Origin of the sequence: Mesorhizobium sp. M2E.F.Ca.ET.219.01.1.1 (assembly GCF_004016445.2) — a bacterium.
Classification (GTDB): Bacteria; Pseudomonadota; Alphaproteobacteria; order Rhizobiales; family Rhizobiaceae; genus Mesorhizobium.
The window spans coordinates 2,124,731-2,138,815 of record NZ_SADT02000001.1 but is presented as its reverse complement, the minus strand read 5'-3'; the positions used below and the strand labels follow the sequence as shown (position 1 = coordinate 2,138,815).

Genomic DNA, 14,085 nt, shown 5'->3' with positions numbered 1-14,085 from the left:
TCGCGCCTACTGCCTAGTGCCGACCATCTCCGCCAGCCGGCGCACTGTGTTCCAGTTTCGCGACGTGCCGACGCCGAATCGCTTGTGATTGGCGGCTGCAAGCAGCCGCGAGTTCGGCCGCTCGCGTGAGAAGACAAGCCAAATGTCGCCGTCGACCAAAAGCACCTTCTCATCGTCGGCCGCGCGGGCCTGAAGTCCCGATAGCGCTTCGTCGGCGACAGGTTGGCGCATCACCCGAATCGCGACCTGGTCGCCGGCTTCCGCCGATTCGGCAGGGAACGGATTAGACGCCGCGAGCTTCAACCAATCCTCTGCGCGGCGCACGATAATATCGACATGGCGGCCGAAAGTTTTCTCGAAGGCCTTTTCCAGCCGACGCTCAAGTCTCGAAATTTCGCCAGCTCGCGCCTCGAAGACCAGGTTGCCGGTCGATACCAGCGTGCGGATATTGTTGAAGCCGAGACCTTCGGCCATCGCCTTGAAGTCCGACATAACGAGGCGCCGGCCCTCGCCGAGGCCTATGCTGTAGAGCAGCGCGACATAGGTTTGCATAGCTGGTTCGCCAGCCGATGGTTCAAACCAGGCGCGACTGGTCCACTGCCGCCGAGATGAAGCTGGCGAACAGCGGGTGCGGCTCAAGCGGCCGGCTCTTCAGTTCAGGGTGGTATTGCACGCCGATGAACCAGGGATGGTCGGGATATTCGACCGTCTCCGGCAGCACGCCGTCGGGCGACATGCCGGCGAAGACCAGGCCGCAATCTTCCAGCCGCTGCTTGTAGTCGACATTGACCTCGTAGCGGTGCCGGTGGCGCTCGGAAATCTGCGTGTCGCCGTAAATGTCGGCGATTTTCGAGCCCTTGGCGAGTTCGGCCTGGTAGGCGCCGAGCCGCATTGTGCCGCCGAGATCACCCGTGGCACGGCGCTTCTCCAGCATGTTGCCTTTCAGCCATTCGGTCATCAGGCCGACGACCGGCTCGTCTGTCGGGCCGAACTCGGTCGACGACGCGTGATCGACGCCAGCCAGCGAGCGTGCCGCCTCGATGCACGCCATCTGCATGCCGAAGCAGATGCCGAAATAAGGCACTTTCCGCTCACGCGCGAACTTGGCGGCCAGGATCTTGCCCTCGGAGCCGCGCTCGCCGAAGCCGCCGGGAACGAGGATGCCATGCACCTTTTCCAGCCAGGGAGCGGGATCCTCCTTCTCGAAGATCTCGCTCTCGATCCAGTCGAGCTTGACCTTGACGTGGTTGGCCAGGCCGCCATGCGACAGCGCTTCGATCAGCGACTTATAGGCATCCTTGAGGCCGGTGTATTTGCCAACGACGGCGATGGTCACCTCGCCCTCCGGATTGTGGATGCGCTTGGACAGCGCCTGCCACGGCTCCATGCGCGGCTTCGGTGCCGGATCGATGCCGAAGGCGGCGAGCACCTCCGAATCGAGCCCTTCCTGGTGATAGGCCATCGGCACGTCATAGATGTGCGGCACGTCGAGCGCCTGGATGACGGCGCTTTCGCGCACGTTGCAGAACAGCGACAGCTTGCGGCGCTCTTCCTTCGGGATCGGCCGGTCGGCGCGCACCAGAAGGATGTCGGGCGCAATGCCGATACCGCGCAGTTCCTTGACCGAATGCTGCGTCGGCTTGGTCTTCAGTTCGCCGGCGGTCGGGATGTAGGGCATCAGCGTCAGATGCACATAGACCGCATTGTTGCGCGGCAGGTCGTTGCCGAGTTGGCGTATAGCTTCCAGGAACGGCATCGCCTCGATATCGCCGACCGTGCCGCCGATCTCGCACAGCACGAAGTCGTAGTCGTCATTGCCATCCAGCACGAAATGCTTGATCTCGTCGGTGACGTGCGGGATCACCTGCACGGTCGCGCCGAGATAGTCGCCGCGCCGCTCGCGCTCGATGATGTTCTTGTAGATGCGGCCGGTGGTGATGTTGTCCTGCTGGTTCGCAGAGCGCCCGGTGAAGCGCTCGTAATGGCCGAGATCGAGATCGGTCTCGGCGCCGTCATCGGTCACGAACACTTCGCCGTGCTGGTACGGCGACATCGTCCCGGGGTCGACATTGAGATAGGGATCGAGCTTTTTGATCCGCGCGCGATAGCCTCGCGCCTGCAGAAGAGCCCCAAGAGCTGCTGCGGCAATGCCTTTTCCGAGTGAGGAAACCACGCCGCCTGTGATGAATACATATCGCGCCATGGGAGTCATCGCTTAACGCGGCCTGATTGATTCCGCCAGAGAAAAAACCGCCGCGAAGGCTTTTTCCCAAAATGGCGCCGGTGCCGATGATCGGCATTTTCACTATTCAAAACAAAAGGGCCGGCGGTGCCGGCCCTTTCGGCAGTATGATTCAACGCGTCAGATGATAACGACCAGTTGTTATATAATAACAACTTTGGTGCCGATCTTGACGCGGCTGTAGAGGTCCATGACGTGCTCGTTGATCATGCGGAAGCAGCCGTTCGAAGCGCTGGTTCCGATCGACTGCGGCGCGATCGTGCCGTGGATGCGCAGATGCGTGTCCTTCTTGCCGTCATAGAGATAGATGGCGCGCGCGCCGAGCGGGTTCTCGCCGCCGCCGGGCATGCCGTCCTTGTACTGGCCATAGTGCTTCGGCTCGCGCTTCTGCATATCGAGCGTCGGGATCCAGCGCGGCCATTCCTGCTTGTCTCCGACCGCCACGGTACCCTTGAACTGCAGGCCTTCGCGGCCGACGGCGATGGCGTAGCGGCGGGCAGTGGAAAACGACTCGACGAGGTAGAGGCGGCGGGCACTGGTGTCGATGACGATGGTGCCCGGCTCATAGCCGGTGAACATGACGTCCTGCGGCACGAATTCGGGCTTCACTTTGAACGGCCGCTTGGCGTCCTTTTTGGCGAGCGCCGAATCAAGTGCGCGGGTCTCTGGCAGATAGCTGATCGAAGACACCGAGGCACCGCCGAACAGGCCTGCGAACAGCCCGCCGCTGCTCGTCTGCTTCTGCCCGGGTTGCTCGCTGCGGAGCTCGCCATTGTTGCCGGTGGCGGTGATGTTCATGGCTTCGGCGGGGATCGGCTCTTCGGCCTTGACCTGACCGAGCGGCGCTATCGGCTCCAGCGGCGCGAGGATATTGGTGGTCTTCTTGGCCGGTTTGGCGGCGGCGACTTCAGATGCGGCCGCCCCGCCGCCCTTCTTGGCGATCCATTCCTGGCGCGCTGCGTCCGCCTTGGCCTTCGCCGCTTCCCGCATCGCCAGCTTGCGAGCCTCGAGCGCCTTTTCCTTGGCGGCCTCCTTGTCGGCCGCGATCTTGGCCTCGAGCTTGCTGATCTGCGCAAGGTCGTCCGAGGTCGGGCTTTTCTTCTTCTTGAGAAGCTTCAGCTGCGATGCGTCGCTCTTGGCGGCGACGACTGGAATTGCGTCGGTCGTCTCTACCGACGGGGAAGTGGCCAGGTTTGCCGGTCCGGCAAAGGCCGCGGAACCCATGCCGAGGACGGCACAGACTCCCAGGAGGATGAAGCTGCGAAGCTGCATGGCGAAGATCCGATTGTTCAAAAGCAAGTTGCCCACGGCGTCGCCCGGCGCCCCCCAAGGACGCCGATAATGTGCCGCGCGCAATCTATAATCGATTAGCCGTCACCGCCTCAAGCTGAGGCAGGCGCCACGCCCAGTTGAATCTTTGTGATCGGACGCGCATTTGCCGCGACTGTGTTCAAAGAACAACAGGTCGCGGCCCGGTCCTTGGCCGGCTATTGGTTCGGAACCTGCGGGGTGACCGGCAGTGTGACGCCGTTGGTTGCCGGCGCCGGCGCAGCCGGAGCAGGCATTGTCGCCGGAGCCGGCGCAGGCGCAGTGCTGCCGTTGGCAAGAGGCGTCGTGGTCGTCGTACCGCCCGACGGAGCCGCGGGAGCCGTGCCGCTGGCCGGAGCCGCGAGCTTGGAGGTGCCCACCGGTCCATTGGAACCCGGCAGCTGGTTGAGCACGCCGCTGCCCTGGCTCGACGTCGCCGGACGGTCGAGAATGTCGATCGGCTTTTCGCCGTAGCGGGCAAGGATCGACAGCGCCAGCGATGTCACGAAGAACGCAGCCGCCAGGATCGCCGTCGCGCGAGTCAGCGCATTCGCAGCACCTCGCGCGGTCATGAAACCGGAACCGCCGCCGATGCCCAGGCCGCCGCCTTCGGAGCGCTGCAGCAGCACCACGCCGACAAGGGCGAGCACGACCATGAGGTGGATGACGATCAGTACGGTTTCCATAATTTATCCTGGCGAGGCCTTGCGCGGCCGCGCATACGACCGGTGTTTTGGAGGCGGCTCCTTACAATGCTTTGGCGGCATTTCCAAGCCCGTGGCCGGGAATATGGGAAGCAATGCGGCCAATACAACGATTTATGCCGCGGAAGCCCGGGCGACGGTCTCTAGGCAATGTTCATGTAGGCTTCCGCGATAGCGAGGAAGTCGGCCGCCTTCAGGCTGGCGCCGCCGACCAGCGCGCCATCCACATTCTCTACGCCGAGCAGTTCCACCGCGTTGGACGGCTTGACCGAGCCGCCATAGAGAATGCGCATCCTGGCCGCGGCATCGCCGAGCAAGCCGGTCAGCTTGCCGCGGATATGCGCATGCGCCTCGGCGACGTCGGCCGCCGTCGGGGTCAGGCCGGTGCCGATCGCCCACACCGGCTCATAGGCGATGATGGTGTTCGCCGCGGTGGCGCTGCTCGGGACGGAGCCCTCGAGCTGACGCGACAATATATCGAGCGTGGCGCCCGCCTCGCGTTCGGCGCGCGTCTCGCCGATGCAGATCATGGCCACCAGCCCTGCCCGCCAGGCGGCCGAAGCCTTGGCATGGACCATCGCGTCGTCCTCACCGAACAGTTCGCGGCGCTCGGAATGGCCGACAATGACGTGGCTCGCGCCGGCATCCTTCAGCATCTCGGCGGAAATCTCGCCGGTAAACGCGCCGCTTTCCTTGGGATGGCAATCCTCTCCGCCGGCCCGCACCGGCGTGCGCGACAGGATCTCGGCCGCGCGCTGGAGCAACGTCGCCGGCACGCACACCACCGCTTCGGTCTCGGCGTCGAGTCCGCTCATGAACCCGTTGCCGATCGACCGCAGCTCGTTGAGCGAGGCGCTGGTGCCGTTCATTTTCCAGTTGCCGGCGACAAGCGGGCGGATTCCAGGGGTCATGGGACGCGTTCTCCGAGCGACATTAAGCAGCGCCCTCACTACCAAAATCAGGTCACAAAGCAATCGACAGTGGACCGGAAGGGCGCTATTGCGCTTGTTTCAAACTCGGCGCATGCGAAAATGCGCAAAACTCGGAAGTATGCATGCTTGGTATATTGAGAAGCGCGGCGGGCACCTGGGTCGCGAAGGCGTTGCTGTCCTTGCTGGTGGTGAGTTTCCTCGCCTGGGGCGCCACCACACGCATGGTGGGTGGCGTGCTGGGCGGCCATCACGCGGTGATCACCGCCGGCGGCACCGAGGTCTCGATCAACGAGTACCGCCTGGCCTATAATCGCCAGCTCAGCCTGCTTTCCCAGCAATATGGCCAGCGCGTTACCCAGGAACAGGCCAAGCTGCTCGGCGTCGACAATCAGGTGCTGGCGCAGCTCGTTTCGGGCGCCGTGCTCGATGAACAGGCGCGCAAGCTGGGCCTCGGCCTTTCCAAGGACCGGCTGGCGGAGCTGACGCGCGAGGATCCGGCCTTCAAGGGCCCCAGCGGCCAGTTCGATCGCCGCACCTTCGAGTATCTCCTTCGCCAGCTCGACATGCGGCCGGAGGACTATCTCAGGAACCGCTCGCAGGTGGCTGTGCGCCAGCAGATCGTCGAGGCGATCTCCGACGGCCTCAAGGTTCCGCAGACCTTCTTGAAGGCGGTCTCGCTCTATCGCGGGGAGGATCGCACGATCGACTACCTCGTGCTGCCCAAGACGCTTGTGCAGCCGATCGAGGCTCCGTCCGACATCGCCCTCAATGCCTATTTCGACGCCAACAAGAAGAACTACGCCGCGCCGGAATACCGCAAGTTCTCCTATGTCCGGCTCGAACCGCAGGACATCACGGATCCATCCGCGGTGACCGACCAGCAGGTCAGCGACGAGTATAAGAAGAATGTCGCGCGCTACACGACGCCCGAGATGCGCACCATCGATCAGCTGGTGTTCAAGACGCCGGACGCGGCCAAGGCGGCTTTGGATTCGCTGAAGGCTGGCGCCACCTTCGACAAGCTCGTCACCGCCGAAGGCAAGACGCAGGCCGACACGCTGCTCGGCACGCTTTCCAAGGACAAGATCGCCGACAAGGCGGTTGCCGACGCGGCCTTCTCGCTCAATGCCAACGAGGTAAGCCAGGTCGTCCAGGGCGCTTTCGGTCCCGTGCTCCTGCGCGTCACCGAGATCAAGCCGCAGGTCGTGAAACCGCTTTCGGAAGTGTCCGACCAGATCCGCAAGGACCTGGCGCTCGGCGAGGCAAGCCGCATCCTGCTCGACGTGCATGACAGCTACGAGGACACCCGCGCCTCGGGCGCCTCGCTTGCCCAGGCCGCCGACAAGCTGAAGCTCAAGGTCGTCACCATCGACGCTATCGACCGCACCGGCCAGCGGCCGGACGGCACTGTTGTCAACGACCTGCCGCAATCGGCCGATCTCATCAAGGCAGTGTTCGCGGCCGAGCCCAATACCGAGAATGAAGCCCTGACGACCGCCGACAACGGTTTCGTCTTCTACGAGGTGCAGTCGATCACGCCGGCGCGCGACCGCACGCTGGATGAGGTCCGCAAGAAGGTCGTGGCCGACTGGACCGAAGCCGAGACCGAAAAGCGGCTCGACGCGAAGGCTAAGGAGCTCGAGAAGCGCCTCAAGTCCGGCACCACGCTCGACGTCATCGCCGGCGAGCTCAAGCTCGACAAACAGACCAAGCGCGGCCTGAAGCGCGAAGCCGACGATGCCGATTTCGGCAAGGAGGGTGCCGCGGCCATGTTCGGCGTCGGCGAAGGCGGCACCGGGCTGATCCCCTCGCCCACCGGCGACGGCCAGATCCTGTTCAAGGTCGCCGAGGTCTTCGAGCCGGCTGGCGCCGACGGCAGCACCGTGCCGGACGAGGCGCAGAAATCCTTCGGCGCCGGCATGTCCGACGACCTGCTCGACCAGCTGGTGGCGCAGCTGCAGTCGCAATACAACGTCCGCATCGACCCGAACGCCGTTTCGCAAGCACAGACACGATGAGCGAGCTGAAGACACACATAGCCAAGGTCGCGACCGGCACCGCGCTGTCTTTCGAAGAGGCGCGCGAGGCGTTCGACATCATCATGTCGGGCGACGCGACGCCCGGCCAGATCGGCGGCTTCCTGATGGCGCTGCGCGTGCGTGGCGAGACGGTAGGCGAGATATCCGGCGCGGTCGCCACGATGCGCGCCAAGATGCTGCGTGTCGAGGCACCGCACGGCGCCATCGACATCGTCGGCACCGGCGGCGACAATTCGCACTCGGTCAACATCTCGACCGCTTCGGCCTTCGTCATCGCCGCCGCCGGCGTGCCAGTCGCCAAGCATGGCAATCGCGGCCTGTCCTCGCTGACCGGCTCCGCCGATGTGCTGACGGCGCTGGGCGTCAAGATCGATATCTCGCCGGAGATGATCGGCCGCTGCATTCACGAAGCCGGTGTCGGCTTCATGTTCGCGCCGGCGCATCATCCGGCGATGAAGCATGTCGGGCCGACCCGCGTCGAGCTCGGCACGCGCACCATCTTCAATCTGCTTGGACCGCTGTCGAACCCCGCCGGCGTCAGCCGCCAGATGGTCGGCGTCTTCCTGCCGGAATGGATCATGCCGGTGGCCGAGACGCTGAAGGCGCTGGGCGCCGAGCACGCCTGGGTCGTCCATGGCGATGGCTATGACGAGATCACAACCACGGGCGAGACCCAGGTTGCGGAGCTTGCCGGCGGCGAGATCCGCACCTTCACCCTGACGCCGGAAGCCTTCGGGCTGAAGCGGCACACCAAGGAAGAGCTGCGCGGCGGCGACGCAGCCTATAATGCCAAGCAATTGCGCGATATGTTGGGTGGCGCCGCCGGCGCCTATCGCGACACGGTGCTGATGAACGCCGGCGCCGGTCTGGTTGTGGCCGGCAAGGCGACGACGCTTGCCGACGGTATCGCGGCGGCAGCGCAAGCGATCGACAGTGGCCGCGCTCTTGCGGTGCTGGACAAGCTTGTCGAGATTTCGAACGGATAAGGCCTTGTCGGACATCCTGCGCAAGATCGAAGCCTATAAGCGCGAAGAGATCGCCGCGGCAAAGGGGCGCGTGCCTCTGGCCGAAATCAAGGCGCGTGCGAAGGACGCGGACGCGCCGCGCGGCTTTCTCGCGGCCCTGGAGGCAAAGCGCAGGTCCGGGAACTTCGCGTTGATCGCCGAAATCAAGAAGGCGAGCCCGTCCAAGGGCCTGATCCGAGCCGATTTCGATCCGCCGGCTCTCGCCAGGGCCTATCAGAAAGGTGGCGCCGCCTGTCTTTCGGTACTGACCGACGCGCCATCCTTCCAGGGCGCGCCGGAATTCCTGACGGCCGCGCGGGCAGCCGTGCGCCTGCCGGCCCTGCGCAAGGATTTTCTCTTCGACACCTATCAGGTCCACGAAGCGCGCGCCTGGGCCGCCGATGCGATCCTGATCATCATGGCTAGCGTCGACGACGCGCTGGCCAGGGAATTGGAAGCGACCGCCTTCGAGCTCGGCATGGACGCGCTGATCGAGGTGCATGACGAAAAGGAAATGCGGCGCGCGCTTACCTTGTCGTCGCGGCTGATCGGCATCAACAACCGCGATTTGAGAACCTTCGAGACCAGCCTCGATGTTTCGGAGCGTCTGGCCGCCATGGTGCCGGCGGACCGGCTGCTGGTCAGCGAAAGCGGTATCTTCACCCATCAGGATTGCCGCCGGCTGGAGAAGAGCAAGATCGGTACATTCCTCGTCGGCGAGAGCCTGATGCGGCAGGCGGACGTGGCCGCGGCGACCGGGCTTCTGCTGACGGGCAAGGCGCCGGCCGAGGCCATCTGAGCATGGCCCTCACCCATCTTGGCGCCAAGGGCGAAGCCAACATGGTCGATGTCGGCGACAAGGCCGAGACGACCCGCACGGCGATCGCCGAAGGTTTTGTCTCGATGCGGCCGGAAACGCTGGAGATGATTCTGGCCGGCGACGCCAAGAAGGGCGATGTTCTGGGCACCGCCCGCATCGCCGGCATCATGGCGGCGAAGAAGACGCATGAGCTGATCCCGCTTTGCCATCCGCTGCTTCTGACCAAGGTCGCTGTCGAGATCGAGCCGGACCGTGCGCTGCCCGGCCTCAAGGTCACGGGGCTCGCCCGTGTCACCGGCAAGACGGGGGTAGAGATGGAAGCGCTGACCGCCGCCTCGGTCGCCTGCCTCACCATCTACGACATGGCCAAGGCGGCGGACCGCGGCATGGTGATTTCCGGCATCCGGCTGGTCGAGAAGACCGGCGGCAAGTCGGGTGACTACAAGGTCGGTTCCTGATGGCGCTGGTACCGGTCGCCGAAGCGCTCGCGCGCCTGCTCGACGGCGCATCCCCTTTGCCCGGTGAGAGCGTTCCGCTGGCGGAAGCGGCGGGGCGGGTCCTGGCGGAACCGGTCGTGGCTTTGCGCACGCAGCCGCCATTCAACGCCTCCGCGATGGACGGCTATGCCGCGCGTTCCGCCGACGTCGCTTCAGCGCCAGCGCAACTGGAAGTGACAGGCATGGCGCCTGCCGGGCGCGGCTTCTCCGGAACAGTCGGCGAAGGCCAGGCCGTACGCATCTTCACCGGCGCGCCACTGCCTGAAGGCGCCGACACCATCGTCATCCAGGAAAACGTCCGCGACCTCGGCAACCGCAAGATCGAAGTGACGGAACCGACCGCGGGAGGACGCAACATCCGTCGCCGCGGGCTCGACTTCGGCGAGGGCGATGTGCTGCTCGAAAAAGGTCGCTTGCTCGATGCGCCGGCTCTTTCGCTGGCGGCTTCTGCCAACCACCCTGCCTTGAATGTCGTGCGCCAGCCGGTGGTCGCGATCATCGCCACCGGCGATGAATTGCTGCCGCCGGGCAGCACGCTCGGCCCAGATCAGATCATTTCCTCCAATGCCTATGGCGTTGCCGCCGCCGCCCAGTCGGTCGGCGCGCGGGCGCTCGATCTCGGCATCGCCGCCGACCGCAAGGAGTCGATCGCCGCGCTGGTCCGGAAAGCGGTCGAGGCGGGCGCCGACGTCATCGTCACGCTGGGCGGCGCCTCGGTCGGCGATCACGACCTGATCCATGACGTGCTGACCGGCGAAGGCATGCGGCTCGACTTCTGGAAGATCGCAATGCGCCCCGGCAAACCGTTGATGTTCGGCCGGCTCGGCAATGTCCGCTGCATCGGCCTGCCAGGCAATCCGGTGGCAAGCATCGTCTGCTCGCAGCTCTTCCTGAAGCCGCTGCTTGCCCGGCTCGGCGGCCGCAATTTCAGGCAGGACGTGCGAACGGCCAGGCTGGGCGCCGCGATGCCGGCCAACGATCTCAGGCAGGACTATGTTCGCGCCGTCGTGCGCGAAGATGCCGGCGCGCTGAACGCGACCGCCTTCGGCATCCAAGATTCCTCGATGCTCAGGATGCTCGCCGACGCCAACGGCCTGATCGTGCGCGAGCCCTTCGCTCCGGCCGCGGAAGCCGGCGCCGAATGCAGCGTGCTTATGCTGCGCTGATACATCGACAACGCCGATCGTTTGTATGTCGACGAAGTCGATCGTTATTCGTCCACCAGCGTTCGGGTCAGGGGATGGTCCGGATCTGCGAGACCATCGACGACGTTGAAATGATGCCGGTCCGGCTCGACAACTGACTGGGTAGCGGCGCCAAGCCCCGTCCAGATGTTGGCGAGCAATGCGCTCTGGCGCAGGAATTCCGAGCGCTCGCCGCCGCCGACCCAACAGGTGATGCGGGTTCCTTGCGCGGGCCGCAGCAGCGCTGGGCTTTCGCTCAACGCTTCCCGTTCGTCGATGTTCAGCGTCTCGTTCAAAGCCGTGAACATCAACGGCCGAAGGTCGTGCAGGCCTGAAATCGAAACGACCTTGCGTATGCGTTGCGCCACCATGGCGCCCAGCGGCGAAGTCGCCGTCACCATCCGGCTGGCGAGATGTCCGCCGGCCGAGTGACCGGTCAGCATCAGCGGGCCATCGACCATGGCCGCCGCCTTGCCCATCGCGGCCGCGACTTCATTGACGATGCCGCCGATCCTGGTCCGCGGGCACAGCGTATAGGAAGGCATGGCGACGGCAAAGCCGCGACCGACAGCGCCGGCGGCCAGATGCGACCAGGATGTCTTGTCCGATTCCATCCAGTAGCCGCCATGGATGAACACGACGAGCCCCTTCGGCGCGGCAGCCGGAAGGAAGAGATCGAACCGGCTGCGCGGCGCCTCGCCATAGACGATGTCGAGCCGCGCCCTGCCCTCTGCCAGCAGCCTTTCGCGAAATGCCTGAGCTGGGCCGTCCCAGGCCGCCGGCCAGCGGTCGCCGCCAGCGATGTTCGCGCCGTTGGCATAGGCGTCATCCCAGTCGACAATGCGGTGTCCCAGCATCGGCCCCTCCAGCGATCAGATCAAATTCGAGTTGTCTTTGTTCGGCAAGCCATTGGAAGTCAGGTGACGGCCTCCTTGATCGCATAGCGCGCTTCCTGCCAGGCGCCCGTGCGTAGTATGTCTTCCAGCACCTCGACGGCGTTCCAGACATCCCTGTAGCCGACATAGAGCGGCGTGAAGCCGAAGCGGACGGTCGACGGCGCGCGGAAATCGCCGATCACGCCGCGCTCGATCAAGGCGCGCATCACCTGGTAGCCATGCGGATGAGCGAACGACACCTGGCTGCCGCGCTCGGCGCCATCGCGCGGGCTTTCCAGCTCGAGACCGAACGCGCCGCATCTCGCTTCGACAAGCCGGATGAACAGATCCGTCAGCGCGACGCTCTTCTCGCGCACGGCCGTCATGTCGACCTCGTCCCAAAGATCCAGCGCGCCTTTCAGCGCGCGCATCGACAGCACCGGCTGCGTTCCGCACAGGAACCGCCGGATGCCTGAGCCGGCGGCATAACCCTGCTCGAACGCGAACGGCCTGGCATGGCCCCACCAGCCGCTGAGCGGCTGGCTTATGTCGGGATGATGGCGGGTGGCGGCATAGATGAAGGCCGGCGCGCCCGGCCCGCCATTGAGATATTTGTAGGTGCAGCCGATGGCGAAATCGGCATTTGAGCCGTCGAGATCGACCGGCAGGGCGCCGGCCGTGTGGCAGAGGTCCCAGACGATCAGCGCACCGGCGTCATGGGCCTTGCGGGTCAGGGCGGCCATGTCGCGCAGCCGGCCGGACTTGTAGTTGACGTGGTTGACCAGGATGACGGCAACATGGTCGTCGATCAGGTCCTCGATCGCCGGGGCATCGACGCCTTCGAGCCGCAGCACCGTGCCGGGCCGTGTCGAGGCAACTCCTTCCGCCATGTAGAGGTCGGTCGGGAAGCTGTCGCCCTCGGCAACGATCGTCGGGCGCTCGGGCCGGATCGCGAGCGCCGCATGCAGGACCTTGTAGATGTTGATCGAGGTTGTGTCGCACACCACCGTCTGGCCAGGCGCGGCGCCGATCAGACGCCCGAGCCGGTCGCCCAGCTGGACAGGCATGTCGAACCAGCCGGCGGTGTTCCATGCGCGGATGAGATCCCGCGCCCATTCCTGCTTCGCTGACTTCTCGATCTCGTTGAAGACATTGATTGAAGCAGCGCCCAGCGAATTGCCGTCGAGGTAAATCACCCCTTCCGGCAGAACGAAGCGATCGCGCAGGGCGCGCAGCGGATCCGCGGCATCCATAGCCTCGACCTCGGCAAGATCGGGAATTCCCCTCATTGTGCTACCGCCTCCGCTTCGAACCAGGCCGCTACATCCTCAGGCGACCGAGCGGTTGTCTCATCACCGTCCGCGGCACGGCAAGAACCTTCTGTCCTATGTTAGCTGGTCCATAGACGGCAAAGGCTGAGGGCCGGAATCGTCGCCAAGGTTGGCATTTTGGGTTCGTTTCGTTCACGGTACGGTGCATGCATGAATGAGCCGACGCGAAACTCTCGGTGCCTCAGCGACGGTGTCGCCTCTCAATTTCAGCTTAAGGAGAATTGCAAAATCGAGCGGAATCAATGACACAGCCCAGCCGCCGGCGGCCGGGCACCGTCGGATGCAACATTCTTTCGGCAGCCTTAAGAAATTCATTAAACTTTAAACGGTTGCGGAACACAACTGGAACAGATAGTGTTTGTTCTGGGTTTGTTTTTCTGATTCTGGTTTCTGAACCCATGGGGGCCGCCAATGCTGACGCGCAAGCAACATGAACTCCTGATGTTCATCCATGAACGCCTGAAGGAGAGCGGGATTCCTCCATCCTTCGACGAGATGAAGGAAGCGCTGGACTTGGCCTCGAAGTCCGGCATCCACCGGCTGATCACGGCGCTGGAAGAACGCGGCTTCATTCGCCGGCTGCCAAACCGGGCGCGCGCGTTGGAGGTCTTGCGGCTGCCCGACTCGATCGCGCCCGGCCTGAATGCCGCAAGGAAATTTTCGCCAAGCGTCATCCAGGGCGGCCAGGGCAATCTAAGCCGCCAGGTCAAGCCGGCAGCGCCTTCACGTACGCCGACGCCGAGCAATGACGACGACGCCGTTTCGGCCGTGTCCATTCCGGTGATGGGCCGCATTGCCGCCGGTGTGCCGATCGACGCCATCCAGCACCAGACGCATTCGATCTCGGTGCCGCCGGACATGATCATGGGCGGCGAGCATTATGCGCTGGAGGTCAAGGGCGACTCGATGATCGAGGCCGGGATCTTCGACGGCGACACCGTCATCATCCGTAACGCCAGCACGGCGAGCCCGGGTGAGATCGTTGTGGCGCTGGTCGACGATGAGGAAGCGACGCTCAAGCGCTTCCGCCGCAAGGGCGCCTCGATCGCGCTGGAGGCTGCCAACCCGGCCTACGAGACCCGGATCTTCGGACCGGATCGGGTCAAGGTGCAGGGCAAGCTCGTCGGGCTGATCAGGCGCTACTGATCC

The 14,085-nt window shown here is 64.5% G+C and carries 13 protein-coding genes; 6 read left to right on the top strand and 7 right to left on the bottom strand.

Annotation, left to right across the window (positions count from 1 at the left end; genetic code table 11):
* Positions 1–6: 6 nt before the first annotated feature.
* The 5 genes from EN862_RS10195 to tpiA all read right to left on the bottom strand — a co-directional run bounded on the left by EN862_RS10195 (position 7) and on the right by tpiA (position 5,165).
* Positions 7–552, bottom strand: a complete 546-nt coding sequence (locus EN862_RS10195; protein WP_127863944.1) for a DUF1697 domain-containing protein — start codon at positions 550–552, stop codon at positions 7–9.
* 22 nt (positions 553–574) lie between these two features.
* The gene (locus tag EN862_RS10190; protein WP_127863943.1) at positions 575–2,212 is read right to left on the bottom strand and encodes a CTP synthase; all 1,638 of its coding nucleotides are present in this window, start codon (positions 2,210–2,212) and stop codon (positions 575–577) included.
* 171 nt (positions 2,213–2,383) lie between these two features.
* Positions 2,384–3,514: a L,D-transpeptidase gene (locus EN862_RS10185; RefSeq protein ID WP_127863942.1), complete on the bottom strand. Its 1,131-nt coding sequence runs from the start codon at positions 3,512–3,514 to the stop codon at positions 2,384–2,386.
* A 215-nt stretch (positions 3,515–3,729) separates the two neighbouring features.
* A complete protein-coding gene (gene secG / locus EN862_RS10180) occupies positions 3,730–4,236 on the bottom strand; it encodes a preprotein translocase subunit SecG (protein WP_127863941.1) in 507 nt (168 codons plus the stop codon).
* A 161-nt stretch (positions 4,237–4,397) separates the two neighbouring features.
* On the bottom strand, positions 4,398–5,165 hold the full coding sequence (tpiA, locus tag EN862_RS10175; protein ID WP_127863940.1) for a triose-phosphate isomerase: 768 nt from the start codon (positions 5,163–5,165) through the stop codon (positions 4,398–4,400).
* Positions 5,166–5,308: 143 nt separating this feature from the next.
* On the opposite strand from tpiA, the gene EN862_RS10170 reads away from it, so the two are divergent.
* The 5 genes from EN862_RS10170 to glp are packed head-to-tail and all read left to right on the top strand — an operon-like array spanning position 5,309 to position 10,712.
* Positions 5,309–7,204 carry a peptidyl-prolyl cis-trans isomerase gene (locus EN862_RS10170; protein ID WP_127863939.1) on the top strand — a complete coding sequence of 632 codons (1,896 nt, stop codon included), beginning with the start codon at positions 5,309–5,311 and terminating at the stop codon, positions 7,202–7,204.
* Complete coding sequence (gene trpD / locus EN862_RS10165; protein WP_127863938.1) at positions 7,201–8,211, top strand: anthranilate phosphoribosyltransferase; 1,011 nt, start codon at positions 7,201–7,203, stop codon at positions 8,209–8,211. Before EN862_RS10170 ends, trpD begins: the two co-directional genes overlap by 4 nt.
* Before the next feature lie 4 nt (positions 8,212–8,215).
* A complete protein-coding gene (trpC, locus tag EN862_RS10160; RefSeq protein WP_127863937.1) occupies positions 8,216–9,028 on the top strand; it encodes an indole-3-glycerol phosphate synthase TrpC in 813 nt (270 codons plus the stop codon).
* Positions 9,025–9,507, top strand: a complete 483-nt coding sequence (moaC, locus tag EN862_RS10155) for a cyclic pyranopterin monophosphate synthase MoaC (protein WP_127864043.1) — start codon at positions 9,025–9,027, stop codon at positions 9,505–9,507. The genes trpC and moaC overlap by 4 nt, the downstream gene beginning before the upstream one ends.
* Positions 9,507–10,712: a gephyrin-like molybdotransferase Glp gene (gene glp, locus EN862_RS10150; protein WP_127863936.1), complete on the top strand. Its 1,206-nt coding sequence runs from the start codon at positions 9,507–9,509 to the stop codon at positions 10,710–10,712. Before moaC ends, glp begins: the two co-directional genes overlap by 1 nt.
* 44 nt (positions 10,713–10,756) lie before the next feature.
* Here the strand turns inward: glp and EN862_RS10145 are convergent, their stop codons facing one another.
* On the bottom strand, positions 10,757–11,587 hold the full coding sequence (locus EN862_RS10145) for an alpha/beta hydrolase (RefSeq protein ID WP_127863935.1): 831 nt from the start codon (positions 11,585–11,587) through the stop codon (positions 10,757–10,759).
* A gap of 59 nt (positions 11,588–11,646) precedes the next feature.
* Positions 11,647–12,894 (bottom strand): kynureninase, encoded by a 1,248-nt coding sequence (gene kynU, locus EN862_RS10140; protein WP_127863934.1) that lies wholly within the window; start codon positions 12,892–12,894, stop codon positions 11,647–11,649.
* 453 nt (positions 12,895–13,347) lie between these two features.
* Here kynU and lexA point away from each other — a divergent pair, with 453 nt between their 5' ends.
* Complete coding sequence (gene lexA / locus EN862_RS10135) at positions 13,348–14,082, top strand: transcriptional repressor LexA (protein WP_127863933.1); 735 nt, start codon at positions 13,348–13,350, stop codon at positions 14,080–14,082.
* Positions 14,083–14,085 lie beyond the last annotated feature (3 nt).

Coding starts and splice junctions, on each gene's coding strand:
- EN862_RS10190 (WP_127863943.1), bottom strand. CDS start 2,212: ATGACTCCCATGGCGCGATATGTATTCATCACAGGCGGCGTGGTTTCC.
- glp (WP_127863936.1), top strand. CDS start 9,507: ATGGCGCTGGTACCGGTCGCCGAAGCGCTCGCGCGCCTGCTCGACGGC.
- tpiA (WP_127863940.1), bottom strand. CDS start 5,165: ATGACCCCTGGAATCCGCCCGCTTGTCGCCGGCAACTGGAAAATGAAC.
- trpD (WP_127863938.1), top strand. CDS start 7,201: ATGAGCGAGCTGAAGACACACATAGCCAAGGTCGCGACCGGCACCGCG.
- EN862_RS10195 (WP_127863944.1), bottom strand. CDS start 552: ATGCAAACCTATGTCGCGCTGCTCTACAGCATAGGCCTCGGCGAGGGC.
- secG (WP_127863941.1), bottom strand. CDS start 4,236: ATGGAAACCGTACTGATCGTCATCCACCTCATGGTCGTGCTCGCCCTT.
- EN862_RS10185 (WP_127863942.1), bottom strand. CDS start 3,514: ATGCAGCTTCGCAGCTTCATCCTCCTGGGAGTCTGTGCCGTCCTCGGC.
- EN862_RS10145 (WP_127863935.1), bottom strand. CDS start 11,587: ATGCTGGGACACCGCATTGTCGACTGGGATGACGCCTATGCCAACGGC.
- lexA (WP_127863933.1), top strand. CDS start 13,348: ATGCTGACGCGCAAGCAACATGAACTCCTGATGTTCATCCATGAACGC.
- kynU (WP_127863934.1), bottom strand. CDS start 12,894: ATGAGGGGAATTCCCGATCTTGCCGAGGTCGAGGCTATGGATGCCGCG.
- EN862_RS10170 (WP_127863939.1), top strand. CDS start 5,309: ATGCTTGGTATATTGAGAAGCGCGGCGGGCACCTGGGTCGCGAAGGCG.